Consider the following 24,300-nt stretch of genomic DNA (forward strand, 5'->3'; position numbering starts at 1 on the left):
GGTCCTTCCCTTTTTCGCGAGTCTACATGAGCACCTCCAAGCACTCCCGCCTGCTGATCCTCGGTTCCGGCCCCGCCGGCTGGACCGCCGCCGTCTATGCCGCCCGCGCCAACCTCAAGCCCGTGGTGATCACCGGCCTGCAGCAGGGCGGCCAGCTGATGACCACGACGGAGATCGAGAACTGGCCGGGCGGGCCGCACGACCTGCAGGGACCGCAGTTGATGGCCCAGTTGCAGGAGCATGCCGAGCGCTTCGAGACCGAGGTGATCTTCGACCACATCCATACCGCCGACCTGTCGCAGCGTCCGTTCAGGCTGGTCGGCGACAGCGGCGAGTACACCGCCGATGCGTTGATCATCGCCACCGGCGCCTCCGCCAAGTACCTGGGCATCGAGTCGGAGGAGAAGTTCAAGGGCCGCGGCGTTTCCGCCTGCGCCACCTGCGACGGCTTCTTCTATCGCGACCAGGACGTGGTCGTCGTCGGCGGCGGCAACACCGCGGTCGAAGAGGCGCTCTACCTGACCAACATCGCCCGCAAGGTCTACCTGGTGCACCGCCGCGACGGCCTGCGCGCCGAGAAGATCCTGCAGGACCGGCTGCACGCCAAGGCCGCGGCCGGCAAGGTGGAGTTCGTCTGGAACCACACCGTCGAGGAGGTGCTCGGCAACGACATGGGCGTGACCGGCGTCCGGGTGAAGTCCACCCTCGACGGCAGCACCCGCGACATCGACGCCCACGGCTTCTTCGTCGCGATCGGCCACCACCCCAACACCGGGTTGTTCGAGGGCCAGCTGACCATGAACAACGGCTACATCGAGATCCGCTCCGGCCTGGGCGGCAACGCCACCCAGACCTCGGTGGAAGGCGTGTTCGCCGCCGGCGACGTGGCCGACCAGCATTATCGCCAGGCCATCACCTCGGCCGGCTTCGGTTGCATGGCGGCACTCGATGCCGAGCGTTTCCTGGACCAGGCCGGCGGCTGAGGCATGCCCTCCGCCATTCCCGGGAATGGCGGAGGCTCCGCATGAGCCGCAATCGGTGCGTTTCGGGGAGATGGCGGCGGCCCCGCCGCGGATCGCCGCCATCCGCGCCGCCCGTGCCGGGATGACGCTGCAGGCATGATCGAAGCCCGAATCCTCCACCGGCTCACGGACATCCCCGCCGCAAGCTGGGATGCGCTGCACGACGGCCGCAACCCCTTCGTTTCGCATGCCTTCCTGGCCGGGCTGGAGCAGGGTGGCTGCCTGCGCCCCGACTGGGGCTGGCAGCCCTGGCATCTCACCCTGTGGGAGCATGATGCGCTGGTGGCCGCCGCGCCGGGCTACCTGAAGACCAATTCGCATGGCGAGTTCGTGTTCGACCACGCCTGGGCCAATGCCTATGCCCATTACGGCCAGGACTACTATCCCAAGTGGCTGTGCGCGGTGCCCTACTCGCCGGTCACCGGGCCGCGCCTGCTGGCGCGCGACCCGCGGAGGCGCGGCTTCCTGCTGCAGGCCATGCGCGGGCTGGTCGAACGGGAGGCGCTCTCTTCCGCCCACGTGAATTTCCACGAGGCCGACGAGGACGGATGCTTCGGCGAGGACTGGCTGCTGCGCGAGGACGTCCAGTACCACTGGCGCAATCCGGGCGACTGGACCGATTTCGAGTCCTTCCTCGCCGCGATGGACCACAAGCACCGCAAGAACATCCGGCAGGAACGCGCCAAGGTGCGGCGCGCCGGCATCGGCTTCCGGGTCGTGCATGGCGACGAAGCGAGCGATCGCGACCTGGAGGCGATGTTCGGCTTCTATCTCAAGACCTTCCACGAGTACGGCAATTCGCCGGCGCTCACTCTCCGGTTCCTGCGGCACCTGGCGGAGACGGCACCGCGGCAGCTGGTGATCTTCCTCGCCGAGCGCGACGGCGCGCCCCTGGCGGGCGCGCTGTGCCTGCGCGGCGCCGATACGCTGTATGGGCGCTACTGGGGCGGCGAAGCGCTGCCCGGCCTGCATTTCGAGACCTGCTACTACCAGGGCATCGAGTACTGCCTGCGCGAGGGATTGGCCCGCTTCGAGCCAGGGGCGCAAGGCGAGCACAAGCTGGCCCGGGGCTTCCTGCCCACGTTGGTGCGCAGCCGCCATTGGATCGCCGACGAGGGCTTCCGGGTGCCGCTCGCCGAATGGTGCCGGGAGGAGCGCGTCGCCGTGGCGCGCTACGCGCGGGGATTGGCCGAGCACGCGCCGTTCAAGGCGGCCGGAACGGCACGCTAGCCCCCCCGCTTGTCCGGCCGAGACCCGTGCGAACACCGGCGCAGCCCCGCCGCGCCGTCGGCGCGATAATGCCGCGCATGCGCCCCATACGCCCCTACCTGCTTTCGCCCGCGCCCGATGCTCCGTTCCCGCCGGCGGAAGATGCGCTGGCGCAACCGGACGGCCTGCTGGCCGTCGGCGGCGACCTCACTCCCCAGCGCCTGCTCAATGCCTATGCGGAAGGGATCTTCCCCTGGTTCTCCGATGGCCAGCCGATCCTGTGGTGGTCGCCGGACCCGCGCATGGTGTTCCGTACCGACGGCGTCCGGCTGGCATCGAAGTTCCGCCGCGGGCTGCGCCGCAGCGACTGGCGGGTACGGGCCGACACCTGCTTCGCCGCGGTCGTCGAGGCCTGCGCCGGCACGCCGCGGCCCGGGCAGGACGGCACCTGGATCACCGCGGGCATGCGCGAGGCCTATCTGGCGCTGCATCGGCTGGGGCACGCGCACTCGGTGGAAGTCTTCGACCGGGAGGAACTGGTCGGCGGCATCTACGGGGTGGCGATCGGGCGGGCGTTCTTCGGCGAGAGCATGTTCAGCCGGCGCAGCGGGGGCTCCAAGGTGGCGCTCGCCGCGCTTGCCCGGCGCCTGGGGGAATGGGGCTGGCCGCTGATCGACGCGCAGGTCGAGAACCCGCACCTGCTCAGCCTGGGGGCGGAATCGTGGCCTCGGCAGGCGTTCCTCGAGCAGGTCCGCGCGCTGGTCGCCCAGCCCGAAAGACCGGGCCCCTGGACCTGGCGCTTCGGCGAACTGCCGGCCGCGGCGCTGGCCTGTTCCACGACCGGTTAACGCAAACTTTGCACCCATCGGCGGCGGGGCGTAAAATTCCCTTTTCCCCTCGGGCCTTGCGGCCCCCTGCGACACACAGGACTACATGTCGAAAGACGATTCCATCGAATTCGAGGGCACTGTCAGCGAGACGCTGCCCAACACCACCTTCCGGGTCAAGCTGGAGAACGGGCACGAGATCATCGCCCACATCTCCGGGCGCATGCGCAAGAACTACATCCGCATCCTGACCGGCGACCGCGTGAAGGTCGAGATGACCCCGTACGACCTCACCAAGGGCCGTATCACCTACCGCATGAAGTGATCGCGCCCGGCGCGGTCGCATGAAGAAGGCGGCCCATGGCCGCCTTCCGCTTGGTGAGAATTGCCGCCAGCGGCGCCCTCCGGCACCGCTGGCTTTTGCGTGCGCGGCTTATTCGACCGTCGCCGGCAGCAGCCGCTCCGGCTCGGCCTGCGCCTCGACCACCAGCTCGTCGTCCTTCACGTCGATGCTGACCTTGCCGCCATTGACCAGCTTGCCGAACAGCAGTTCGTCGGCCAGCGGACGCTTGACCTTGTCCTGGATCACCCGGGTCATCGGGCGCGCGCCCATCAGCGGGTCGAACCCGTGCTGTGCCAGCCAGTCGCGCGCGGTCGGCGTGGCCGACAGGCTGACGTGCTTCTCCTGCAGTAGCGCTTCCAGCTCGATCAGGAACTTGTCCACGACCCGCAGGATGTGGTCGAAGCCCAGCGGCTGGAACTGCACGATCGCATCGAGGCGATTGCGGAACTCCGGGGTGAAGCTCTTGCGGATCACCTCCATCGCGTCCGTGCTGTGGTCCTGCTTGGTGAAGCCGATCGTGCGGCGCGAGGCCTGGGTGGCGCCGGCGTTCGTGGTCATCACGATGATCACGTTCTTGAAGTTCGCCTCGCGCCCGTTGGTATCGGTCAGCACGCCGCGGTCCATGACCTGCAGCAGGATGTTGAAGATGTCCGGGTGCGCCTTTTCCACCTCGTCGAGCAGCAGCACGCAGTGCGGGGTCTTGACGATCTTCTCGGTCAGCAGGCCGCCCTGGTCGAAGCCGACGTAGCCCGGGGGGGCGCCGATCAGGCGGCTCACCGAATGCGGTTCCATGTACTCGGACATGTCGAAGCGCACCAGCTCGATGCCCAGCTGCAGCGCGAGCTGCTTGGTCACCTCGGTCTTGCCGACGCCGGTCGGGCCGGCGAACAGGAAGTTGCCGATCGGCTTCTCGGGATTGCCCAGGCCGCTGCGCGCGAGCTTGATCGCCGAGGCCAGCGTCTCGATCGCCGGGTCCTGCCCGAAGATCACCATCTTCAGGTTGCGCTCCAGGTGCTGCAGCACGTCCTTGTCGGTCGCGCTGACCTGCTTGGCCGGGATGCGGGCCATCTTGGCCACGATCGTCTCGATCTCCTCAATGTCGATCAGCTCCTTGCGCTGGCCGGCCGGCAACAGGCGCTGCCGCGCGCCGGCCTCGTCGATCACGTCGATGGCCTTGTCCGGCAGCAGGCGGTCGGCGATGTGCTTGACCGACAGGTCCACCGCGGCCTGCAGGGCGTCGTCGGCGTAGGTCACGCCGTGGTGCGCCTCGTACTTGGGCTTGAGGCCCTGCAGGATCTGGTAGGCCTCGCCCACCGTCGGCTCGATGATGTCGATCTTCTGGAAGCGCCGCGCCAGCGCACGGTCCTTCTCGAAGATGCCGCGGTATTCCTGGAACGTGGTCGAGCCGATGCAGCGCAACTCGCCCGACGCCAGGGCCGGCTTGATCAGGTTGGAGGCGTCCATGGTGCCGCCCGAGGCCGAGCCGGCGCCGATGATGGTGTGGATCTCGTCGATGAACAGCACCGCGTTGGGCACCTTCTTCAACGCGGTCAGCACGCCCTTCAGGCGCTTCTCGAAGTCGCCCCGGTACTTGGTGCCGGCGACCAGCGCGCCCAGGTCGAGCGAGTAGATCACCGCATCGGCCAGCACCTCGGGCACGGAACCCTCGACGATGCGCTTGGCCAGGCCTTCCGCGATCGCGGTCTTGCCGACGCCGGCCTCGCCGACGTAGAGCGGGTTGTTCTTGCGGCGGCGGCACAGCACCTGGATGGTGCGTTCGATCTCGTCGGCGCGCCCGACCAGCGGGTCGATCCGCCCGGCGCGGGCCTGTTCGTTGAGGTTGGTGGCGAATTCGCTCAGGGCGTCGCCCTTGCCTTCGCCCTCGCCGCCCTCGGCCTTGCCCTCGCCTTCGGAGGACGGGCCCTCGCCCTCCTCGCCCAGCTTGGCGATGCCGTGGGAGATGTAGTTGACGATGTCCAGGCGGGTGATGTCCTGCTGGTTCAGGAAATACACCGCATGCGAGTCCTTCTCGCCGAAGATCGCCACCAGCACGTTGGCGCCGGTGACCTCCTTCTTGCCGGAGGACTGGACGTGGTAGACGGCCCGCTGCAGCACGCGCTGGAAGCCCAGGGTCGGCTGGGTGTCGCGGCCGTCGTCCTCGGGCAGGCGCGACACCGAGGCCTCGATGGCCTGCTCCAGGTCGTTGTGCAGCCGCACGGAATCGGCCCCGCATGCCTTCAGCACGGCCTGGGCGGACGGGTTGTCGAGCAACGCGAGCAGCAGGTGCTCGACCGTCATGAACTCATGGCGAGCCTCGCGGGCCCGCTTGTAGCACTGGCCGATGGTTTGCTCGAGGTCTTTGCTGAACATGGGGAACTCCGACGGCAGTTGCCAACAATATGCGGCTTCGGCTGGGATTTTCCACAACCCTATCGGATTGCCATGTTTACGTTGCGTTAGGGCAGGCGGATCCCCGCCCCATCGCATCCCCGCGCATGCCTGGCGCGGGCTTTCTCGGGGCGGCGCCTAGGCCTGCTCCATCGTGCACAGCAAGGGGTGCTGGTTGATCCGGGAGAACTCGTTCACCTGGGCGACCTTGGTCTCGGCGACCTCGCGGGTATAGACCCCGCAGACGCCCCGGCCGCGGGTGTGGACGTGCAGCATCACCTGGGTCGCCTTCTCCAGGTCCATCGAGAAGAACTGCTGCAGGACGGTCACGACGAAGTCCATCGGCGTGTAGTCGTCGTTGAGCAGGAGCACCTGGTAGCGCGGCGGCGGTGCGACTTCCGGCTTGCCGGGCTCCACCAGCAGGCCATGATCGTGTTCGTGGGCGGTCTTGCGGGACATGCGGACAATTATAAGGTGCGGTGCTCGCCGCCGAGCAGGTGGGAACGGCCGTCATTGGACGATTCACCGCACGGGCCGCACAATTTGCGGTCTTGCCACCCATTACCCGTCCTGCCCATGAAGCCCGTCCGTTCCCTTGCGCTGCTGTTGGCCGCAGCCGCGCCCGCGTTCGCATCGGCCGCCGTGCCGGACGCCGGGCTCGGCGCGCAGCTGCAGCGCCTGGGCTACGAGGCGGCCGCCGACGACAACGGCGATTACCGGATCCTGTTCGGCCTCGGGAAGGATGCGCAAGGCCACGAACGCAATCAGCTCACCTACGTGCGCTCGGCGATCGAGAGCTACGGCAGCGTGAAGGTGCGCGAGATCTGGTCGGTGGGCTACGCCGGCCAACAGCCGGAGCTGCCTGCCAGGATCGCCAACCGGCTGCTCGCCGATGCCTACGACAGCATCCTGGGAGGCTGGGTGAACCAGGACGGCACCGCGGCGTTCGTGATCAAGCTGTCCCCCGACGCGGACGACCAGACGCTGGCCGACGCCATCGAGGCGGCGACCCGCTCGGCCGACGCGATGGAAGCCGAGCTGACGCCCGGGGAGGACCGGTTCTGATGGCGGCCACGGAGGATCGCTGGTCGCCCGACGTCACCGTGGCCACGGTGGTGGTACGGGACGGCAGGCTGCTGCTGGTCGAGGAGTCCATCGGCGGCCGGCTGGTGATCAACCAGCCGGCGGGCCACCTCGAACCGGGCGAGAGCCTGGAACAGGCGGCCGTGCGCGAGACCCTGGAGGAGACCGGCTGGACCGTGCGCTGCACGCACTTCGTCGGCAGCTACCTGTGGACCGCGGCCAGCGGCCAGACCTTCCTGCGCTTCGCCTACGCGGCCGAGCCGCTCTCGCACGCGCCGGAGCGCGAGCTGGATGCCGGGATCGTCCGGGCGCTCTGGATGACCCCGGCCGAACTGGAGGCCGCCGGGCCGCGCCTGCGCAGCCCGCTGGTGCGGCAGGTCGTGCGGGACTGGCTCTCCGGCCAGCGCCACCCGCTGTCGGCGGTACGGCACGTGCCATGAGCACCCCGCGGATCATCGTCGGCGTGTCCGGGGGCGTGGACTCGTCCGTCGCCGCGCTGCGCCTGGTCCAGCGCGGCGAGGCCGTGGCCGGGCTGTTCATGCAGAACTGGGAGGACGACGGCAGCGGCGAGTGCCGGGCCGAGGACGATCGCCGCGATGCGGTCGCGGTCTGCGGCGTGCTGGGCATCCCCTTCCATTTCCGGAATTTCTCCAGCGAGTACTGGGCCGGGGTGTTCGAGCACTTCCTGGCGGAGTACGCGGCCGGCCGCACGCCCAATCCCGACGTGCTGTGCAACCGCGAGGTGAAGTTCAAGCATTTCCTGGACGCCGCCCGCGAACTGGGCGCCGAGCGCATCGCCACCGGCCACTATGCCCGGGTCGCGCATGCCGGCGGCCGCTGGAAACTGCTGCGCGGCGCCGACCGCGGCAAGGACCAGAGCTACTTCCTGCACCAGCTCGGCCAGGAGCAGCTGGCGGCGACCTTGTTCCCGATCGGCGAGCTGGAGAAGACCGACCTGCGCCGGATCGCCCGCGAGGCCGGGCTGCCGACGCATGCCAAGAAGGACTCCACCGGCATCTGCTTCATCGGCGAACGCGATTTCCGCGAATTCCTCGGCCGCTACCTGCCGGCCCGGCCCGGCGAGATCCGCGACCCGCAGGGACGGCGGATCGCCGAGCATCCGGGAGTGTTCTACTTCACCCTCGGCCAGCGCGAGGGCCTGAACATCGGCGGCGTGCGCGGCCGCCCGGCCGCGCCGTGGTACGTGGTCGGCAAGGACGTCCCCAACAACATCCTGTACGTGGACCAGGACCGCGACAGCGCCTGGCTGCAGTCGAGCTGGCTGCGCTCGGAGCCGGCCCACTGGGTCGCCGGCCGCCCGCCGGCGCGCCGCTTCGAGTGCACCGCGCAGACCCGCTACCGCCAGGCCGACGAGCCGTGCACGGTCGAGGTGGAGGACGATGGCACGGTCAGCGTGCGCTTCGCCCGCCCGCAGCGGGCGGTCACCCCGGGGCAGTCGCTGGTCCTGTACGACGGGGCGGAATGCCTGGGCGGCGCCGTGATCGCCGCCACCGATGCGCCACTGGAACGGCAGCTGGCCGGGGATTCGCCGTGAATCCTCCACAAAAGCGCCGCGCATCCATGCGCGGGGGCCCTCTTTCGGAAAACGAGGTAAGTGTTCGATGAGTTCATCGATGGACGAACGCGTGCTGGCATTGGCCGGCCTGGCCCAGGCGCTGCAACAGGTCCGGCGCATCGCCGAGACCGGGCACTCGGAGGCATCCACGGTGCGCACGGCGATGGACAGCGTGTTCCGCATCGACGCCAGCTCGACCGAGGCGGTGTACGGGTCGGTCCGGGACGTGGCCCCGGGGCTGCGGCTGCTGCACGACTATTTCCACAACCAGGCCCGCGACGAGGTCCTGCCCCGGCTGGCGCTGGCCGTGCTGCAACTGGAACGGCGTTTCGTGAAGGAGCCGGCGACGGTGAACGCGGTGGTCGCCGGCATCGGCAGGGCCGCCGACCGGGCCCGCGAACTGGGCGACAGCGCGCATCCGGACGTGTTGGCCGCGCTCGGCGCGCTCTACGCCGATACCATCAGCCACCTGCGTCCGCGGGTGATGGTCCAGGGCAATCCGCACTACCTCGGCCAGGCCGGCGTGGTCTCGGAGATCCGCGCCCTGCTGCTGGCGGCGGTGCGCTCGGCGGTGCTGTGGCGGCAGATGGGCGGCAACCTGTGGGATTTCCTGTTCTCCAAGCGCGCCATGCTCGCCGCGGTGGAACGGGCATTGCGCTGATCGGCCCTTGCCGGGCGGGCTTCCGCGGCGTCGTGGCGCCCTGCCCTTCGACCAGGCAGGCTCTGTCGGATCGGGATGCCGGGACAGCGGGCGGAGAATCGGCAGAAGATTCTAAAGAGCCATGACGGACGGCCGATACAGCAAGCGTGATTCTGCTGAGAACGCCCATGTATTCACGCTCCTTCATCCGGATGGCCGCACCGCTGGTGCTTACGCTCGTGTTCGTGCTCGCCGAGGCGTTTGGCTGGCCGGGTCCCGTCCGCTGGGCGCTGTTGGTGACCATGGTCCTGAGCTGGCTCGGGTTCGCCGGCTGGAGCTCATGGTCCCAGTCGCGCCGCCACCCCGACCAGGCGCGCGTGCTGCGCGAGCAGGACCAGTTGCTGAACGAGCTGCGCAGCTTCGTCACCAACGAGGTCGAGGGCTCGCGGGTCGAGGTCGAGCGCGCCCGCGAACTGATCCGGCAGGCGGTGGCGGGCCTGGGCGGCAGCTTCGATGCGATGAACCGCAAGTCGCGCCAGCAGAGCCATGCGCTGGCCCGGATCATCGACCGGGCCGGCGAGGACGGCGGTGCGGGCGTCGACGTGACCCGCTTCGCTCAGCACGCCAGTTCGCGGATGGAACAACTGGTGGAAGCGCTGGAACAGGTCAGCGGCCAGAGCGCGACCACGGTGCACCACATCGACGAGATGGCCCAGCACCTGGACGGCATCTTCTCGTTGCTGGAGGACGTCAAGTCGATTGCCGACCAGACCAACCTGCTGGCACTGAACGCGGCGATCGAGGCCGCCCGTGCCGGTGAGGCCGGGCGCGGCTTCGCGGTGGTTGCCGACGAGGTACGCAACCTGTCGGAGCGCTCCACCACCTTCAACGAACAGATCCGCAAGCTGGCGCACAGCTCCAAGGACGCGATCGCCAAGGTGCGCGAAACCGTCTCGCACATGGCCTCGCGCCACCAGGACCGCTCGCGCGAGGCGCGCCACGAGGCCGCCGCGATGCTGGATAGCGTGGCCGCGATCAACTCCTCGCTCGGCGAAGGCATGCGCGAGATCTCCGAATGCGCGCGCTCGATCGATGCCAGCGTCGCCGAGGCGGTACGCGCGCTGCAGTTCGAGGACATCGCCAACCAGACCCTCGGCAGCGTGCACACCCACCTCGATCGCCTGACCGTGATCAACCGCGAGGCGGTCGCCTTGCAGGAGCTGCTGCACCGCAATGGCGGCGCCTTCGACAGCGACCTCGTCGCCGCGCTGCAGAAGCTGGGCTCGCGCCTGCGCGAATTGCGCGCCGAATGGGAGCGGCCGCCGCACAAGCCGGTGGCGCAGCAGAACCTCGGCGCCGGCACCGTGGAACTGTTCTGATCGCGATGCCGGATGGCCCCGCGGCCGCCGCAGGTCTCCGGTTGCATGCCGGGGGCCTGCCTGGTTCTTTCCTTCCCATGTCCCCATGAGCCTCGCGCCTCCAGCCGCCGACGGATCCATCGAGCAAGGCCGCGATGCCATGCATCACGGCCCGAAGCCGTCGCATTCGCCGGCCGCATTGCCGCCCGCGTTGGAAGCGTTGGAACGCCTGGCCCGGCGCGAGTTGGCCCGGCTGCAGTCGGGCCAGGCGATGGACCCTGCCCACGACGAACTGCTGCTCGCGTTGGCGTGGGACCTCAGCCTTGCCGGCGACGAACTGCCGCAGGCATAGCGGCACCCTGGGCGGCTTGTGCCGCGATGGCGCGAACATAGGCCCGGCCGGCACCTTTCCAGGATTTCCGCTCGGCCGGACGCGCCGCGCGACCTCGTGCCTCAGCTGCCCGCCAGGGTCAGGCGCCGGCCGAGGCGGCTGCCGACCTCGGCCTCGCGCAGCCATTGCGCCATGTCGCGCGGCACCAGCGGCCTGGAATAGAAGTAGCCCTGGATCTCGTCGCATCCTTGCTGGCGCAACAGCGCATCCTCCTGCCCCGTCTCCACGCCCTCGGCCACCACCTGCATGCCGAGCGCATGGCCCAGGTGCACGATGGCCTGGGTCACCTCGGCGGTGTTGGTGTCGTCGAGCATGCCTTGCACGAAGCTGCGATCGATCTTCAGGCGTTGCACCGGGAAGCGGTTGAGGTAATGCAGGTTCGAGAAGCCGGTGCCGAAGTCGTCCACCGCCAGTAGCACGCCGTTCTGCTCGAACAGCTCGAAGGTGCGGCGCAATGCGTCGGTATCCCGGATCAGCGCCGACTCGGTCAGTTCGAGTTCCAGCCGCGACGGCGGCCAGTCGTTGGCGTGGCAGATGGCGAGCACGCGCTCGGCGAATCCGCGGTCGCGCAACTGCATGGCCGAGACGTTAACCGCGATGCGGCTGAAATTCAGCCCGGCCTTGTCCCAGGCCACGGCCTGGCGGCAGGCCTCGCCCAGCGCCCAGTCGCCCAGGCGGGCGATCTCGCCGCACTCCTCGGCGATCGGGATGAACTCGGCCGGGCTGCAGAAGCCGTGGCCGGGCCGGTGCCAGCGCATCAGCGCCTCGATCGCGGGCGCGGCGCCTTCCTCGGTGCTGACCAGGGGCTGGTAGACCAGCGTGAACTCGTCGCGGTCCAGCGCGCCGTGCAGGGCGTGCTCGAGCTCCAGGCGGCGCTGCGCGCGCAGCAGCACGTCCTGGCTGTAGTAGTGGTAGGTATTGCGGCCGGATTCCTTGGCGGCGTACATGGCCGCGTCGGCGGCGCGCAGCAGGCTGTCGAAGTCCGGCAGGTTCTCGTCCTGCACCGCGATGCCGATGCTGGCGCCGATCTTGAGCGTGATGTGGTCCCTGCGCAGCGGCTCGCCCAGCGCGCCGATCAGTTTGCGCGCGACGTGGCCGGCGTCCTCCGGCGCGGCCAGGCCGCGCAGCACGACGACGAACTCGTCGTCGCTGAAGCGCCCGAACAGGTCGCTGTTGCGCAGGTTCTGGTGCAGGCGCGTGGCGGCCAGCTTGAGCAGGGTATCGCCGGTGGCATGGCCGAAGGAATCGTTGATGCTCTTGAAGCCGTCCAGGTCGACCAGCAGCATCGCCAGCGTCGTGCCGTCGTCGCGGGCCTCGCGCATGGCCTTCTCGGCCTGCTCGCGCAGCAGGAAGCGGTTGGGCAGGCCGGTCAGCCGGTCGTAGTGGGCCAGCAGCTCGATGCGCTCGTTCGCCTCGCGCTCGCGGGTGATGTCGCGGAACAGGGCGATGAAGCGCGGCGGCAGGCCGTCGCGGCGGTCCATCTCGATCAGCACCTGCACCCAGACGCGCTGGCCGGAGCTGCGGTAGAAACACAGCTCCAGCTGTTCCGGCAAGCCGCCCTCGGCGAGCCGCACCAGCGCGCCCTCGAACGCATCGCGCGAATCCTGGGTGTACAGCGACAGCGCCTGGTCGAGCGTGATCGGCTCCTTGCGCAGGCCGTGGATGCGATAGCACTCCTCGGTCCATTGCATGCGGCGGGTCTGGACCTCGATCTCGCAGCCGCCGATGCGGCCGAGCGCGGATACCCGGTTGAGCAGCTCGGTGCGCCAGCGGATCAAGGCATCGGTCTGGCGCTGCTCGGTCACGTTCTGCACCTGCCCGGCGATGCGGCTGATGCCGCCATCGCCGTCGAACACGGGTTGCGCCCAGACGCGCAGGTGCTGGACGGACGCCTGCGCGCCAAGCTCGATCTCGAAGTGGACCGGAGCGCCCTCGCGCCGGATCTTGCGCCAGGCGGTACGCAATTGGGCCCGCGCGCCGGGCGGGCACAGGCGCAGCAGGTCGCGCCCGCATTCCAGCGGCACCTCGCCCAGCCGCGCCTGGTGGCGGAAATCGGACGAGAGCCGGAACAGGTCGTGCTGCAGCTCCCACGACCAACTGCCCATGCTGGCGATGCGCTGCGCCTCCTCCAGCTGCGCCTGTTGCTCGCGCAACTGCTGCTCGAGCAGCTTCTGCTGGTGGATATCGGTATGGGTGCCGACCATGCGCAACGGCCGGCCCTCGGCGGTACGGGAGACGATCCGGCCGCGATCGAGGATCCAGCGCCACTGGCCGTCCTTCTGGCGCAGGCGGAACTCGGCGCTGTAGGTGTCGCTGCGGCCTTCGAGGTGGGCGCGCACCGCCTCGCCGACGCGAGGATAGTCGTCCGGATGGATCATCCCGGACAGCGCGGCCAGGTTGTGCGGGAGGGTCTGGTCGTCGTAGCCGAGCATGCGCATCCAGCGCTCGGAACGGTAGACGGCATCGGTCGGGATGTCCCAGTCCCACAGGCCGTGCTCGGCGCTGTCCAGGCCGATTTCCCAGCGGCTGGTGCCCTCGGCGCCGATCGGCTCGGGCACGCTCAGGGTGTAGGCGATGGTTTCGCCGTTCTCGTCGCGTACCGCGCGCAGCCACCCTTCGATCCTGCGCCCGCCGCCGCCCGGCAGCACGCACGGCGTCATGTCGCTGCCGTCGGCGAGCTGGCTGCGGCAGCCGGCCAGCCCGTCGCGGTAGGCGCGCAGCGTCGCCGGCAGTCCCAGCGATTGCGCCACCCGGTTGGCCGCCAGCGGCCGGCCGAGCGCGTCCAGCACCACCACCGCCGAGGTCAGGGGGTGCTGGAGCAAGCTTGCAATGACGCCTGAATCCACGCTCGACGGCTCCGAATACCATGCCCCCACGGGGGATCTGGATGGATAGCGGCCGTCGATCTCAATAGTTGAGGGGAGCACGGCCGCTTCAATCGCGCCACGGTCGCGGTGCGCCAGGTGCCGCGGCGGGCGGAGGCAGCCCGGGGATCGAGAAAGCATCCGGCACCGGTCGGTGCCGTCGCCGGACGATGCATCTCGCCGCAAACGCTCTAAGATGGAATGGGGATGATGTCTGGAAGCACGATGCCACGTTCGCCACTTTCCACCGCGGCGCAACCGTTGCCGGCCGCGCGCCTGCGCTCGCGGCTGCTCGGCGGGATCCTGGGAATCGCGGTCGGCTACGCGCTGCTGGTCGGGCTCTGGGCGTGGGCGAGGCGCGCCTTCGCGGGTCCGGACGCCCCGGTATCCGGCGTCGAGGTCCTCGTTTTCATCCTGGCGACCGGCGCCGCCCTGTACCTGGGCATGCGCTGGCTGGCCGGCCGGTTCTGGCGCGCGCATGCCGAGACGGCACGGGCCGAAGCGCTGTCGCGCGAACGATTCCAGGCCCTGCCCTGCCCGGCCTGGGTCTACGATCTGGACACGCTGCGCATCCTGGATGCCAATCCGGCGGCGCTGGCCTTCTTCGGCGTGCCGCGCCAGGAGTTCCTGCAGTGGACGCTGCATTCGCTCTGGCCGGACGACCGCGCCGGAACGCTGGAGGCGCTCGTCGCGCGGGTGCGCGCCGGCGGCGCGGAAGGCTGCGTGGTCGCCCACGACCTGCGCACCCGCGAAGGATTGCGCCATGCCGAGATACGCAGCAGCCAGCTGCTGCTGCCTTCCGGCCCTGCCCGGCTGGTGGTGGCGAACGACCTCAGCGAACCGGAGCGCATGCGCGGCGCGTTGGCCGAGAGCAATGCCGAGCTGCAGGCGATGGCGCGCCGGCTGTTCTCGCTGCAAGAAGACGAGCGCCGCGCCATCTCGCGCGACCTGCACGACGACATCGGCCAGGCGATCACCGCGATGAAGCTGTCGGCCTGCGCCGCCGCCGACGAGAGCGACGAGGCGCGCCGGCGCGAGGACCTGATGAGCGTGGTGGAACTGGCCGACAGCACCGTCAACAAGTTGCGCAACCTGTCCATGCTGTTGCGCCCGCCGCAGCTGGACGCGCTCGGGCTGGAGGCCGCGCTGCGCTGGCAGGCCACGATGCTGTTCCGCTCCTCCCAGGTCCGCCTGGAACTGGATATCGCGCCGTTGCCGCACCGGCCCGGCAACGAAGTGGAGCAGGCCTGCTTCCGCATCGCCCAGGAAAGCCTGACCAATGCGATGCGGCATGCCTGCGCCGGCGAGGTGACGCTCACGCTGCGCCCCCAGGGCGACCAGTTGGCCCTGCAGGTCGCGGACGACGGCGACGGCTTCGATCCGGACGGGCCGCGCGGCCTGGGCCTGATCGTCATGCGCGAGCGTGCGCAGACCGCTGGCGGCACCCTGCGGATCGATTCGTCCCCCGGCGCCGGCACGCGCGTGTCGCTGCTGCTGCCCTATCCTCCCGCGGGCGAAACCCTCGACCCCGACAGCGGACGTTGAACGCCATGTGGAATTCCGCCCTTCCCTCCGGACTGGACACGCCGCGCCCGCTGCGCCTGGGTTCGAGCAATCCGGAACTGACCCGCCTCGTCGACGCCGCCGCCTCGGGCGGGCCGGCCCTGGCGGTGATGCACGTGGACATCGACCATTTCGCGTCGATCAACGAGAACATGAGCGTGGAGGTCGGCGACGAGGCGCTGGCCCTGATCGCGCAGCGGCTGCAGGAGCACCTCGGCGACCGCGGCCGCCTGTGGCGCCATGGCAGCGACGAGATGGTGGTCGTGGTCCAGCGCGGCGACGGCATGGCCTCGCCCGAGGAACTGGCCGAGGAAATCCGCCTGCAGCTCGAGCTGCCGCTGTCGGTGCTGCCCTACACGCTGTTCATGACCGGCAAGGTCGGCGTGGCGCTGTGCCCGGAAGACGCCACCCAGCTCTCCATGCTGCTGGATTTCGCCGAGGAGGCCTGCTACCAGGCCGGGCGCGAGGGCGGCAACACGGTCCGCGTCTACTCGCGCAACCCGGTGTCCAGCGCGCACAGCGAGAGCATCATCGCGCGCCAGATCGTCGATGCGATCCCGCACGGCGAGCTGCGCCTGCGCTACCAGCCGCTGGTGAGCGCGCGCGACGGCCGCATCGTCGGCATGGAGGCGCTGCTGCGCTGGCAGTCGCCCACGCTGGGCACGCTGGTGCCCGAGCGGTTCATGCGCACGGCCGAGCGACTCGGCGTGATCGTGCAGATCGGCGAGTGGGTGCTGCAGAACTCGATCCGGCAGGCGCGCCTGTGGCGCGACCAGGGCTTCGACGACTTCAGCATCGCGGTCAACGTCTCCACGCTGCAGCTGCTGCGCCCGAGCTTCTTCGGCGAGGTGATGGCGATGCTGCAGGCCGCCGGCGTGCCGCCGCAGCTGCTGACGCTGGAGATCAACGAGAGCGCGCTGACCAACAACGTCAATTTCGTCCACGAGACGATGGCCAACCTGCGCCACGAGGGCATCAGCCTGAGCCTGGACAACTTCGGCACCGGCGATTCGAGCCTGAGCGCGCTGGTGCGCTATCCGGTGGACCGGCTGAAGATCGACCGCAGCTTCATCAAGAGCGCCCCGGCCGGCAGCCGCGAGGCGGCGATCGCCCGCGCGATCATCGCGATGGGCCACCAGCTCGGCATGACGGTGATCGCCAACGGCGTGGAGTCGCAGGCGCAGCTCGGTTTCCTGCGCCGCAACGACTGCGACATCTTCCAGGGCTACCTGTTCGGCGAGCCGATGTCGGCCGAGTCGGCCGGCATGGCGCTGCGCCGGCGCTACCTGCGGCCGGAATCGTTCGCCGAGAGCCGGCCGGACCGCACGTTGCTGCTGCTGGACGACGAGGAGAACGTGCTGCGTTCGCTGGTGCGCCTGTTCAGGCGCGACGGCTATCGCATCCTCGCCGCCGGCAACGTGCGCGATGCGTTCGACCTGCTCGCCACCAACGACGTGCAGGTGATCCTGTCCGACCAGCGCATGTCCGACATGAGCGGCACCGAGTTCCTGGGCCGGGTGAAGATGCTCTACCCGGATACGGTGCGACTGGTGCTGTCCGGATACACCGACCTGGCCACCGTCACCGAGGCGATCAATCGCGGCGCGATCTACCGGTTCCTGACCAAGCCGTGGAACGACGACGAGCTGCGCGAGCACATCCGGCAGGCGTTCCGCACCCATGACGAGCAGCGGCGGGATGGGCAGGTGGGGTGAGGCCGGGGTTCGTGATTCGTGATTCGTGATTCGTGATTCGTGATTCGTGATTCGTGATTCGTGATTCGTGATTCGTGATTCGTGATTCGTGAAAAGCGTCTTTGCCCGGATCGGGCTGTCAAGCGACCTGATGCTTTTTTTGGCTTTTTTTGTGGGACTTCAGTCCCGCCTACAACGGCACTCGATCCGGGGGCGGCTCGCCGCTTTCCCGGGACCCGGGTTATCGAACCCAGGTCCCGGCCTTCACCGCGGCTGCCGTACCGGCAACACGATGCGGAACGTCGCGCCCTGCCCCGGCGCGCTGTCCACGTCGATGCGGCCATGGTGCTTGTTGATGATGCCGTAGGAGATCGACAGGCCCAGCCCGGTGCCGCTGCCGACCGGCTTGGTGGTGAAGAACGGGTCGAAGATGCGCTGCTGCAGGTCGGCCGGGATGCCGCTGCCGCTGTCCTTGAACTCGATCCACACGTGGTCGTTGCCTTCCTTGCCGGTGGCCACGGTGATCGTGCCGCGTTCGGCGATGGCCTGCCCGGCGTTGAGCAGCAGGTTCATGTAGACCTGGTTGAGCTCGGAGGGCAGGCATTCCACCAGCGGCAGTTCGCCATAGCGGCGTTCCAGCGTCACCTTGTACTTGAGCTCGTTCCAGATGATGTTGATGGTCGATTCCAGCCCGGCGTGCAGGTCCACCAGCTTCCACGACTCGGAACGGTCCGAGTACGAGAAGTCCTTGAGGTCGCGCACGATCCGCGTCACCCGCTCGATGCCTTCGCGCGACTCGGCCATCAGCTGCGGCAGGTCGCGGGTGATGAAGTCGATGTCGGCGCGGTTGCGGATGTCGTCGATCTCCGGGATCAGCGCCTTGGGGTCGGGCGCGCGCAAGGCGCGCTCGTAGGCCTCGATCAGCGTGAACAGGCTGCGCAGGTACTCCTGCAGGCTGCCCAGGTTGGAATGCACGTAGCCGATCGGGTTGTTGATCTCGTGCGCCACGCCGGCGGCGAGCTGGCCGATCGAGGCCATCTTCTCCGACTGCAGCAGCTTGTCCTGGGCGCCGTTGAGCCGCATGTAGGCCTGCCGCAGCTCGGCGTGGCGCTGCTGCAGTTCGCGCTCGTAGTCCTGCTGCCCTTCCAGGTTGTGGAAGATCGTCAGGTAGTGCCCGACGCCGTCGTCCTCGTGGAAATACAGGTGCGCGATCACCACGCGGTCGCCGATCGGCAGGCTGCCGCTCCAGTGGCCCTTGTCGCGTGCCTGCGCCATCGCGTCGGCCGGAAGCAGGCGCGCGACGTGCCTCTCGAAATCGCCGTCGCTCCTGGCCTTCTCCTGTTCGAGCGCTTCGCGGGCCACCGCATTGGCGAAGACCAGCCGGCCATCGGCGCGGAACAACACGATGCCCTCCAGCGTCCGTTCGCTGAAGGCGCGCAAGGTACTGGGGGAAGGCAGCAGTGCGGGGTCGAGGAACGGGATATCGGTCACGGTGCGGGACGGATGCAACGATCCGCCCACTATAGTGCGAGTCCTTCGCAAAAGCAGCGCACATCCATGTGCGCGGATTCAAATGTGAATCTGAATCCGGGATCAAGCCACCGCGAGGGGCCGGCTGGCCTGCAGGGAGTTCGACTGTCCGTTGGCGTCGTAGGCCGGCGCGCTCTCGCTGCGGCCGAGATGGCGCAAGGCCCAGTTGACCTCGCGGCGGCGACGCGCCAGCAGCGCGCCATTGGCGCGATTGGCCTCGGCCAGTTCGCGCAGTCGCTGTTGCTGCCCTTGCGGGACATGCGCCTCGAGCTCCCGGAGGGCTTCGAGCTTGCGCTGGACGGCCTGCATCAGGCCTTCCACGTCGTGCTCCAGCAGCGCACGCCGCTCATCGGCGAGCGCGTCGCTCAGGCATTGCAGTGGCTCGCTCACCGGCAGGCTCATCCGCCAAGCTGCTTGTCCAGGTCGAGCAGGCGGCTGGCGATCGTGTCGGCGTTGACCTTGTAGCTGCCGCTCTGCAAGGCGTCCTTGACCGCCTGCACGCGGTTGGCGTCGATCGCCGGCGCCTGCGAGAGGTTGCGTTGCACGGCCTGCAGGTGGGAGGCCTCGCCGGTCAGGCGGAGGCTGTCGCCAGCGCTCGCGGCGGCGATCGGCGAGGAGCGGTCCTCGCCGGCCGACGAGACCTTGCTCACGCTGCTGCTCCGCGCGGTGGCGGATACAGGGAGACTGCCGTCGATTTTCTGGCTCATGAGGCTGGGTCCTTTACGGTTCGCAAGGGTTAGCGGCCGGATGCGAACGGACTTTAGGGGAATTTGTCAGCGCGAGACGACCACCGCGCCGCTGGCATCGACCGTGCCCTGGACGATCCGGCGCGAAGAGGCATTCTCCACCGATACGCGCTCGTCCTGGCCGGCGTCGGACAGGGCGCGCCCGCGCATGCGCACCTCCAGCCCGCTGCGGCGGGACACCAGCTCGACGGTATCCCCGCGCCGGACCAGGCGCGGCGAGACCAGGTCGCCGGCGGACAGCAGCGTACCGGCCTGCAGCACGCGGCGGGCGACCTTGCCGACCGCCTCGGCAGGATCGGCCAGCACGGCCCCGGCGATGCGGGCGGCGTCGCGCTTCTCTATGCCGATATCGGCCAAGCCGATGGTTTCTCCAGCGGCGATGCCGCGGTTGAGCACGAGTACGTCCTGGTTGCGCCGGACCTTGACCGGCACGAACAGCCGCCAGCCGCCCGGACAGGCGACCTCGACGGTGTTGCTGCCGGTGGGCTGGGCCTGCAACGGCGCCGCGCAGGCCGGCATGCGCAGCCCGGCGTCCAGCGTGGCTTCGGCGTCCGTGCCGGGACCGAGCGTGGAGAGCGCGGCGGCGCGGATCGAGTCCACCGGCTGGAAACCGTTCGCCCAGGCGGGCGCGGTCGCCATCAGGAGCAGCAGCAGGATCGGACGCATCGGGGACTCCGGGGCAGCAGTTCGCCCTGGCCGTGCAAGCCGCGTGCCGGAACGGACGGGTCGCGGCCCTCAAGTTGCGCCGCCGGCATGTCGATAACGGCTGCATGTCATACGACCTGCTCAACCGGATCGACCAGCGTACCCGCCTGGCCGGGCACAATCGCCTAGCATTGCTGCTGTTCCGCCTCGGCGGTCGCCAGCTTTTTGGCGTGAACGTATTCAAGGTGCAGGAAGTGCTGCGGCGCCCGCCCCTGTTCCAGGTGCCGGGGCTGCCTTCCGAGTTCGCCGGCGTGGCCGACGTGCGCGGACGCTCGGTGCCGGTACTGGACCTGGGTTGGGTGATCGGCCATCCCGAGCGCCGCTCGGAGGCCGAGGCCACCCCCGGCTACCTGGTGGTCGCGGAATTCAACCGCTCGGTGCAGGGCTTCCTGGTCAGCGAGGTCGAGCGCATCGTCAACATCGCGGTGGAGGACATCCACCCGCCGCCGGAGCTGGGGGCCGAAGCCACCTACCTGACCGCGGTCACGCGTTTCCAGGGCGAGCTGATCCAGGTCATCGACGTGGAAAGCGTGCTGGCCGACATCGCCCAGGTCGAGACCGACATCCAGCTCGACCCCTCGCTGATGCTGGACACCGCCGGACGCCAACTGCAGGTGCTGGTGGTCGACGACTCGCGCGTGGCGCGCCAGCAGATCCGCAGCGTGCTCGACCAGCTCGGCGTGGGCGCCACCCTGCTCTCGGACGGGCGCCAGGCGCTGGACCACCTGCAGCAGGTGCTGGCCTCCGGCGAGGACCCGGCCGAGCGCTACGCCATGGTCATCTCCGACATCGAGATGCCGGCCATGGACGGCTACACGCTCACGACGGAAATCCGGCGCAACCCGGGCCTGGCCGGCCTGTACGTATTGCTGCACACCTCCCTGTCCGGCGTGTTCAACAACGCGATGGTCGAGCAGGTCGGCGCCAATGCCTTCGTGGCGAAGTACAGCGCGCACGAGCTGGCCGAGTACGTGCTGGCCCGGTTGAGGATGGTGGCCGAACCGGCCTGACGGGCCGCAAGAACGAACCCCGCGCGGCCAATCGGCGAAGGCAGGCCGGCGCGCGCGACGCCCTGCGCCGGAAAAATGACGAACCGGCCGGGGCTCAGGCGAATACGTCGACCAGCGCTCCGAGCGCGGCATCGCCGGCCAACGCCACCGCGCCGGTGGCCAGCGGGATCGAACCGGTGGCCATGCCCGCCGCGACCGCGATCTTGGCGATGTCTTCCATTTCCCCCTTCATGGCGCCTTGCACGGTGTCCTTCACTGCCCGCCAGCCCGCGCCCAGGGTGTGGTTCGCCACAGACGAAACGATGCCCACTGCTTCTCTCCCGAAAATGCCGGGGCCCGCCAAGGGTTCCAGGCTTCTGGACCGCGGGCCAAACCGGCCCGCGAACAATCCGTGAAGGGATAGCGGCACGGGGCCGGGCGATCTTTAACGCCCGGCCCGCTCCCGGTTTGGCACGCCGCTTGCCTGCTCCCTGGTGAGTCATTACCAGGGGGTGCCATGTCCAACCCGATCTCGGCCTACTTCGGCGTCCATGGCGCCGCGCTTCCCTTGCGCGAGGAGCGGCTGAAGCTCATCGCCAGCAACCTGAGCAATGCGGACACGCCCGGATACAAGGCCAAGGACCTGGACTTCGACGCCGCCCTGCAAGCCTCGATGCGCCGGCAGGGGCCATTGGCGACGACCGACGAGCGGCATGTCGCGATTCCCGACCAGGGGCCCGGCCCGTTCCTGTTCAACCGTGAAAGCACCCAGCCGAGCCTGGACGGCAACACCGTCGATCCCGACCTGGAGCGCGCCGCCTATGGCCGCGCCGCGCTGGAATACCGGGCATCGCTGTCCTTCCTCGAATCCAAGGTCAAGAGCATGTTGACCGCGATCACCGGCCAATAAGGGAGCGGCGCCATGAGCAACCTGCCGATCTTCGATGTCGCCGGCTCCGCGCTGCAGGCGCAGTCGGTGCGATTGAGCACGATCGCCTCGAACCTGGCCAATGCCGATTCGGTCGCCTCCACCCCGGAGCAGGCCTACCGGCCGATCGAACCGATCTTCCAGGCCCAGCCCAGCCGCGAGGACTCCAGCCTCACGGGGGTGCGCGTCAAGGAGATCACCCAGAGCAACGTGCCGCCGATCAAGCGCTACGAACCCGGCCATCCGCTCGCCGACGCGGATGGCTACGTCTATGCGCCGGACGTGGATCCGGTCGCGCAGATGGTCAACCTGATCTCCGCCTCGCGCAGCTACCAGGCCGGCGTGGAAGTGCTGAACACCGCCAAGGACCTCACCTTGGCCACCTTGACCATGGGCCGCTGAGCCGCCCGGGAGCCACCACGATGAACGCGATTTCCATGGACGCGCTTTCCAGCCTGGGCCTGACCGGCGCCGGCAAGAAGAGCGCCGCCGAACGCCAGCAGGCCGACGACAAGGCGCAGAAGGACAAGCTCGGCCAGGCCGACTTCCTGCTGATGATGACCCAGCAACTGAAGAACCAGGACCCGCTCAATCCCATGGACAACGGCGCGTTCCTGGCGCAGTTGGCGCAGATCTCCACCGTGCAGGGGCTGGGCGAGCTCAACAAGAAGGCCGACCAGTTCCTCAGCGCGAACGGCACCGACCAGGCCTTGCGCGGCGTGGCCCTGATCGGGCGCCAGGTGGAGGTGCCGGGCGGCGCGCTCGCCCTGGGCGCGGACGGCAATGCCGTCGCTTCGGCCACCGCCACGGACAAGGGCCCGGTCACGGTGGTGGTCCAGGACGGCAACGGCAGCCCGGTGCGGACGCTGAGCCTGCCCGACGGCAACCCGGGGCCGCGGCGCATCGAATGGGACGGCAAGGATGCGGCCGGCAACCGCCTGCCCGCGGGCGACTACCGGTTCGCCGCCAGCCAGCCCGGCGCCGACGGCAAGCCGGTGTCGCTGGAAACCTTCGGCAGCGCCAAGGTCGAGAGCGTCAGCCTCGACAAGGACGGCGCCACGCTCAATCTCGCCGGTGGCCAGCGCCTGCCGCTGTCCAAGGTACTGCGCATCGGCTAGGCCCGTCCCCGAACCACGGCTGCCCCTACCCTCGAGGAACCACCATGGGTTTCAACACTTCGCTCTCCGGCCTGCGCGCCAGCAACACCGACCTCAACGTGACCTCCAACAACATCGCCAACTCCGCCACCACCGGCTTCAAGGAGTCGCGCGCGGAGTTCGCCGACATCTTCATGGGCAGCACCTACGGCATCGCCAACAACGCGGTCGGCAGCGGCACGCGCGTGGCCGACATCGCCCAGCAGTTCAAGCAGGGCAACATCGACAGCACCCAGAACAGCCTGGACGTGGCGATCTCGGGCGAAGGCTTCTTCAACGTGGCCAAGAACGGCTCCACGCTGTATACCCGCGCCGGCAACTTCCAGATGGACGCCAACGGGTACGTGGTGACGCCGGAAGGCTACAACCTGCAGGTGTTCGCGCCCAACGCGGACGGCGCGACCGTCAGCACCTCGCAGCTGCAGAACCTGCAGCTCACCGGCACCAGCAGCGCGCCGAAGGCCACCACCTCGGTCACCACCAACGTGACCCTGCCCGCCAATGCCACGGCGCCCACGGCAGCCTTCGATCCTGCCGACACCGACAGCTACAACTACTCGACCTCGGTGACCGTGTACGACTCGCTCGGCATCTCGCACGTGATGACGATGTACTACGTGAAGACCGGCGCCAACACCTGGTCGCAGCACACCTACGTCGACGGCACCGACGTGACGCCGGTGGGCGGCACCACGCTGCAGTACTCGCCCAGCGGCACGTTGATCGCACCGGCCAACGGCACCGTCGCGCTCGGCACCTTCACCCCGGCCAACGGCGCGGCGCCCCTGCCGCTCACCTTGTCGGTGAACGGATCGGCGCAGTTCGGCGAATCGTTCGGGGTCAACAACCTGAGCCAGGACGGGTATGCGACCGGCAACCTGTCGCGCTTCGAGATCAACCCGGACGGCATGGTCTATGCGACCTTCAGCAACGGCAACAAGACCTTGCTAGGCCAGATCGCCCTGACGACCTTCAACAACAAGCAGGGCCTGGCGCCGCAGGGCAACAACTGCTGGGCGGCGACGGCCGCCGCGGGTTCCCCGCGCACCGGCGCGCCGGACAGCGCCGACTTCGGCAGCCTGCAATCCGGCGCGCTGGAAGCCTCGACGGTCGACCTGACCGAGCAGTTGGTGAACATGATCGTGGCGCAGCGCAACTTCCAGGCCAACGCCAAGATGATCACCACGCAGGACGAGCTGACCCAGACGGTGATCAACATCAACCGCTGATCCGTCCTGCCACGACCGCCGTCCCCGCCCACGCCGGGATGGCGCCCTCCAGGTGCCT

The 24,300-nt window shown here is 69.0% G+C and carries 25 protein-coding genes; 17 read left to right on the forward strand and 8 right to left on the reverse strand.

The features are described from left to right. The first annotated feature begins 26 nt into the window (after nucleotides 1–26). The 4 genes from trxB to infA all read left to right on the forward strand — a co-directional run bounded on the left by trxB (nucleotide 27) and on the right by infA (nucleotide 3,383). A complete protein-coding gene (trxB, locus tag FD678_RS08500; RefSeq protein WP_140721332.1) occupies nucleotides 27–983 on the forward strand; it encodes a thioredoxin-disulfide reductase in 957 nt (318 codons plus the stop codon). 135 nt (nucleotides 984–1,118) lie between these two features. Further along, complete coding sequence (locus FD678_RS08505) at nucleotides 1,119–2,252, forward strand: GNAT family N-acetyltransferase (RefSeq protein ID WP_140721336.1); 1,134 nt, start codon at nucleotides 1,119–1,121, stop codon at nucleotides 2,250–2,252. 77 nt (nucleotides 2,253–2,329) lie between these two features. Then, nucleotides 2,330–3,079, forward strand: coding sequence for a leucyl/phenylalanyl-tRNA--protein transferase (gene aat, locus FD678_RS08510; protein ID WP_140721340.1), 750 nt, complete (start codon nucleotides 2,330–2,332; stop codon nucleotides 3,077–3,079). An 85-nt stretch (nucleotides 3,080–3,164) separates the two neighbouring features. After that, nucleotides 3,165–3,383: a translation initiation factor IF-1 gene (infA, locus tag FD678_RS08515; RefSeq protein ID WP_004425677.1), complete on the forward strand. Its 219-nt coding sequence runs from the start codon at nucleotides 3,165–3,167 to the stop codon at nucleotides 3,381–3,383. Between the two features lie 108 nt (nucleotides 3,384–3,491). On the opposite strand, the gene clpA is transcribed toward infA, so the two are convergent. Both clpA and clpS read right to left on the reverse strand, forming a co-directional pair. Next, the gene (clpA, locus tag FD678_RS08520) at nucleotides 3,492–5,771 is read right to left on the reverse strand and encodes an ATP-dependent Clp protease ATP-binding subunit ClpA (RefSeq protein WP_140721343.1); all 2,280 of its coding nucleotides are present in this window, start codon (nucleotides 5,769–5,771) and stop codon (nucleotides 3,492–3,494) included. Between the two features lie 156 nt (nucleotides 5,772–5,927). After that, nucleotides 5,928–6,248: an ATP-dependent Clp protease adapter ClpS gene (gene clpS / locus FD678_RS08525; RefSeq protein ID WP_140721346.1), complete on the reverse strand. Its 321-nt coding sequence runs from the start codon at nucleotides 6,246–6,248 to the stop codon at nucleotides 5,928–5,930. A 117-nt stretch (nucleotides 6,249–6,365) separates the two neighbouring features. Between clpS and FD678_RS08530 the strand changes: the two genes are divergently transcribed. From FD678_RS08530 to FD678_RS08555, 6 genes are all read left to right on the forward strand, one after another. After that, nucleotides 6,366–6,854 (forward strand): hypothetical protein, encoded by a 489-nt coding sequence (locus tag FD678_RS08530; RefSeq protein WP_140721349.1) that lies wholly within the window; start codon nucleotides 6,366–6,368, stop codon nucleotides 6,852–6,854. After that, nucleotides 6,854–7,312 carry an NUDIX hydrolase gene (locus tag FD678_RS08535; RefSeq protein ID WP_140721352.1) on the forward strand — a complete coding sequence of 153 codons (459 nt, stop codon included), beginning with the start codon at nucleotides 6,854–6,856 and terminating at the stop codon, nucleotides 7,310–7,312. The genes FD678_RS08530 and FD678_RS08535 overlap by 1 nt, the downstream gene beginning before the upstream one ends. Further along, complete coding sequence (gene mnmA, locus FD678_RS08540; protein WP_140721355.1) at nucleotides 7,309–8,427, forward strand: tRNA 2-thiouridine(34) synthase MnmA; 1,119 nt, start codon at nucleotides 7,309–7,311, stop codon at nucleotides 8,425–8,427. Before FD678_RS08535 ends, mnmA begins: the two co-directional genes overlap by 4 nt. A gap of 67 nt (nucleotides 8,428–8,494) precedes the next feature. Beyond that, nucleotides 8,495–9,109, forward strand: coding sequence for a high frequency lysogenization protein HflD (gene hflD, locus FD678_RS08545; RefSeq protein WP_140721358.1), 615 nt, complete (start codon nucleotides 8,495–8,497; stop codon nucleotides 9,107–9,109). A 614-nt stretch (nucleotides 9,110–9,723) separates the two neighbouring features. Further along, on the forward strand, nucleotides 9,724–10,467 hold the full coding sequence (locus FD678_RS20840; protein WP_372237525.1) for a methyl-accepting chemotaxis protein: 744 nt from the start codon (nucleotides 9,724–9,726) through the stop codon (nucleotides 10,465–10,467). An 85-nt stretch (nucleotides 10,468–10,552) separates the two neighbouring features. Further along, entirely contained in the window at nucleotides 10,553–10,798 is a 246-nt protein-coding gene (locus FD678_RS08555) for a hypothetical protein (RefSeq protein ID WP_140721364.1), read from the forward strand. A gap of 101 nt (nucleotides 10,799–10,899) precedes the next feature. On the opposite strand, the gene FD678_RS08560 is transcribed toward FD678_RS08555, so the two are convergent. Continuing rightward, on the reverse strand, nucleotides 10,900–13,659 hold the full coding sequence (locus tag FD678_RS08560; RefSeq protein ID WP_218569582.1) for a bifunctional diguanylate cyclase/phosphodiesterase: 2,760 nt from the start codon (nucleotides 13,657–13,659) through the stop codon (nucleotides 10,900–10,902). A gap of 267 nt (nucleotides 13,660–13,926) precedes the next feature. On the opposite strand from FD678_RS08560, the gene FD678_RS08565 reads away from it, so the two are divergent. Together FD678_RS08565 and FD678_RS08570 are read left to right on the forward strand one after the other, a co-directional pair. Next, nucleotides 13,927–15,246, forward strand: a complete 1,320-nt coding sequence (locus FD678_RS08565; protein ID WP_140721367.1) for a PAS domain-containing sensor histidine kinase — start codon at nucleotides 13,927–13,929, stop codon at nucleotides 15,244–15,246. A gap of 5 nt (nucleotides 15,247–15,251) precedes the next feature. Next, nucleotides 15,252–16,979, forward strand: a complete 1,728-nt coding sequence (locus FD678_RS08570; protein ID WP_140721370.1) for an EAL domain-containing protein — start codon at nucleotides 15,252–15,254, stop codon at nucleotides 16,977–16,979. A gap of 243 nt (nucleotides 16,980–17,222) precedes the next feature. On the opposite strand, the gene FD678_RS20745 is transcribed toward FD678_RS08570, so the two are convergent. The 4 genes from FD678_RS20745 to flgA all read right to left on the reverse strand — a co-directional run bounded on the left by FD678_RS20745 (nucleotide 17,223) and on the right by flgA (nucleotide 19,900). After that, complete coding sequence (locus FD678_RS20745) at nucleotides 17,223–18,449, reverse strand: ATP-binding protein (RefSeq protein WP_140721377.1); 1,227 nt, start codon at nucleotides 18,447–18,449, stop codon at nucleotides 17,223–17,225. A 102-nt stretch (nucleotides 18,450–18,551) separates the two neighbouring features. Then, nucleotides 18,552–18,878: a hypothetical protein gene (locus tag FD678_RS08585; protein WP_218569583.1), complete on the reverse strand. Its 327-nt coding sequence runs from the start codon at nucleotides 18,876–18,878 to the stop codon at nucleotides 18,552–18,554. 8 nt (nucleotides 18,879–18,886) lie between these two features. Beyond that, the gene (gene flgM / locus FD678_RS08590) at nucleotides 18,887–19,195 is read right to left on the reverse strand and encodes a flagellar biosynthesis anti-sigma factor FlgM (RefSeq protein ID WP_140721384.1); all 309 of its coding nucleotides are present in this window, start codon (nucleotides 19,193–19,195) and stop codon (nucleotides 18,887–18,889) included. Nucleotides 19,196–19,261: 66 nt separating this feature from the next. Continuing rightward, entirely contained in the window at nucleotides 19,262–19,900 is a 639-nt protein-coding gene (gene flgA / locus FD678_RS08595) for a flagellar basal body P-ring formation chaperone FlgA (protein WP_140721387.1), read from the reverse strand. A gap of 104 nt (nucleotides 19,901–20,004) precedes the next feature. Between flgA and FD678_RS08600 the strand changes: the two genes are divergently transcribed. After that, the gene (locus FD678_RS08600) at nucleotides 20,005–20,949 is read left to right on the forward strand and encodes a chemotaxis protein CheV (protein ID WP_140721390.1); all 945 of its coding nucleotides are present in this window, start codon (nucleotides 20,005–20,007) and stop codon (nucleotides 20,947–20,949) included. A 94-nt stretch (nucleotides 20,950–21,043) separates the two neighbouring features. Here the strand turns inward: FD678_RS08600 and FD678_RS20195 are convergent, their stop codons facing one another. Beyond that, on the reverse strand, nucleotides 21,044–21,241 hold the full coding sequence (locus tag FD678_RS20195; protein ID WP_177497654.1) for a hypothetical protein: 198 nt from the start codon (nucleotides 21,239–21,241) through the stop codon (nucleotides 21,044–21,046). Between the two features lie 204 nt (nucleotides 21,242–21,445). Here FD678_RS20195 and flgB point away from each other — a divergent pair, with 204 nt between their 5' ends. Genes flgB through flgE form a run of 4 tightly spaced genes read left to right on the forward strand, consistent with a single transcriptional unit; the run spans nucleotide 21,446 to nucleotide 24,242 of the window. Further along, a complete protein-coding gene (flgB, locus tag FD678_RS08605) occupies nucleotides 21,446–21,838 on the forward strand; it encodes a flagellar basal body rod protein FlgB (RefSeq protein ID WP_140721393.1) in 393 nt (130 codons plus the stop codon). Between the two features lie 12 nt (nucleotides 21,839–21,850). Continuing rightward, complete coding sequence (gene flgC, locus FD678_RS08610; RefSeq protein WP_140721396.1) at nucleotides 21,851–22,258, forward strand: flagellar basal body rod protein FlgC; 408 nt, start codon at nucleotides 21,851–21,853, stop codon at nucleotides 22,256–22,258. Between the two features lie 20 nt (nucleotides 22,259–22,278). Then, nucleotides 22,279–22,974, forward strand: coding sequence for a flagellar hook assembly protein FlgD (locus tag FD678_RS08615; protein ID WP_140721399.1), 696 nt, complete (start codon nucleotides 22,279–22,281; stop codon nucleotides 22,972–22,974). A 44-nt stretch (nucleotides 22,975–23,018) separates the two neighbouring features. Next, nucleotides 23,019–24,242, forward strand: coding sequence for a flagellar hook protein FlgE (gene flgE, locus FD678_RS08620; RefSeq protein ID WP_140721403.1), 1,224 nt, complete (start codon nucleotides 23,019–23,021; stop codon nucleotides 24,240–24,242). The last annotated feature ends 58 nt before the right edge of the window (nucleotides 24,243–24,300 follow it).

Source organism: Pseudomonas sp. Hp2, from assembly GCF_006386585.1.
Lineage (GTDB): Bacteria > Pseudomonadota > Gammaproteobacteria > Xanthomonadales > Xanthomonadaceae > Pseudomonas_S > Pseudomonas_S boreopolis.

Bases quoted from the DNA above. Each gene is read 5' to 3' on its own strand.
- FD678_RS08570 (WP_140721370.1), top strand. From the start codon at position 15,252: ATGTGGAATTCCGCCCTTCCCTCCGGACTGGACACGCCGCGCCCGCTG.
- infA (WP_004425677.1), top strand. From the start codon at position 3,165: ATGTCGAAAGACGATTCCATCGAATTCGAGGGCACTGTCAGCGAGACG.
- flgE (WP_140721403.1), top strand. From the start codon at position 23,019: ATGGGTTTCAACACTTCGCTCTCCGGCCTGCGCGCCAGCAACACCGAC.
- trxB (WP_140721332.1), top strand. From the start codon at position 27: ATGAGCACCTCCAAGCACTCCCGCCTGCTGATCCTCGGTTCCGGCCCC.
- hflD (WP_140721358.1), top strand. From the start codon at position 8,495: ATGAGTTCATCGATGGACGAACGCGTGCTGGCATTGGCCGGCCTGGCC.
- FD678_RS08505 (WP_140721336.1), top strand. From the start codon at position 1,119: ATGATCGAAGCCCGAATCCTCCACCGGCTCACGGACATCCCCGCCGCA.
- FD678_RS08535 (WP_140721352.1), top strand. From the start codon at position 6,854: ATGGCGGCCACGGAGGATCGCTGGTCGCCCGACGTCACCGTGGCCACG.
- FD678_RS20840 (WP_372237525.1), top strand. From the start codon at position 9,724: ATGGAACAACTGGTGGAAGCGCTGGAACAGGTCAGCGGCCAGAGCGCG.
- aat (WP_140721340.1), top strand. From the start codon at position 2,330: ATGCGCCCCATACGCCCCTACCTGCTTTCGCCCGCGCCCGATGCTCCG.
- FD678_RS08615 (WP_140721399.1), top strand. From the start codon at position 22,279: ATGAACGCGATTTCCATGGACGCGCTTTCCAGCCTGGGCCTGACCGGC.
- mnmA (WP_140721355.1), top strand. From the start codon at position 7,309: ATGAGCACCCCGCGGATCATCGTCGGCGTGTCCGGGGGCGTGGACTCG.
- clpA (WP_140721343.1), bottom strand. From the start codon at position 5,771: ATGTTCAGCAAAGACCTCGAGCAAACCATCGGCCAGTGCTACAAGCGG.
- FD678_RS08530 (WP_140721349.1), top strand. From the start codon at position 6,366: ATGAAGCCCGTCCGTTCCCTTGCGCTGCTGTTGGCCGCAGCCGCGCCC.
- flgC (WP_140721396.1), top strand. From the start codon at position 21,851: ATGAGCAACCTGCCGATCTTCGATGTCGCCGGCTCCGCGCTGCAGGCG.
- flgB (WP_140721393.1), top strand. From the start codon at position 21,446: ATGTCCAACCCGATCTCGGCCTACTTCGGCGTCCATGGCGCCGCGCTT.
- FD678_RS08600 (WP_140721390.1), top strand. From the start codon at position 20,005: ATGTCATACGACCTGCTCAACCGGATCGACCAGCGTACCCGCCTGGCC.
- FD678_RS08565 (WP_140721367.1), top strand. From the start codon at position 13,927: ATGCCACGTTCGCCACTTTCCACCGCGGCGCAACCGTTGCCGGCCGCG.
- flgM (WP_140721384.1), bottom strand. From the start codon at position 19,195: ATGAGCCAGAAAATCGACGGCAGTCTCCCTGTATCCGCCACCGCGCGG.
- FD678_RS08555 (WP_140721364.1), top strand. From the start codon at position 10,553: ATGAGCCTCGCGCCTCCAGCCGCCGACGGATCCATCGAGCAAGGCCGC.
- flgA (WP_140721387.1), bottom strand. From the start codon at position 19,900: ATGCGTCCGATCCTGCTGCTGCTCCTGATGGCGACCGCGCCCGCCTGG.
- clpS (WP_140721346.1), bottom strand. From the start codon at position 6,248: ATGTCCCGCAAGACCGCCCACGAACACGATCATGGCCTGCTGGTGGAG.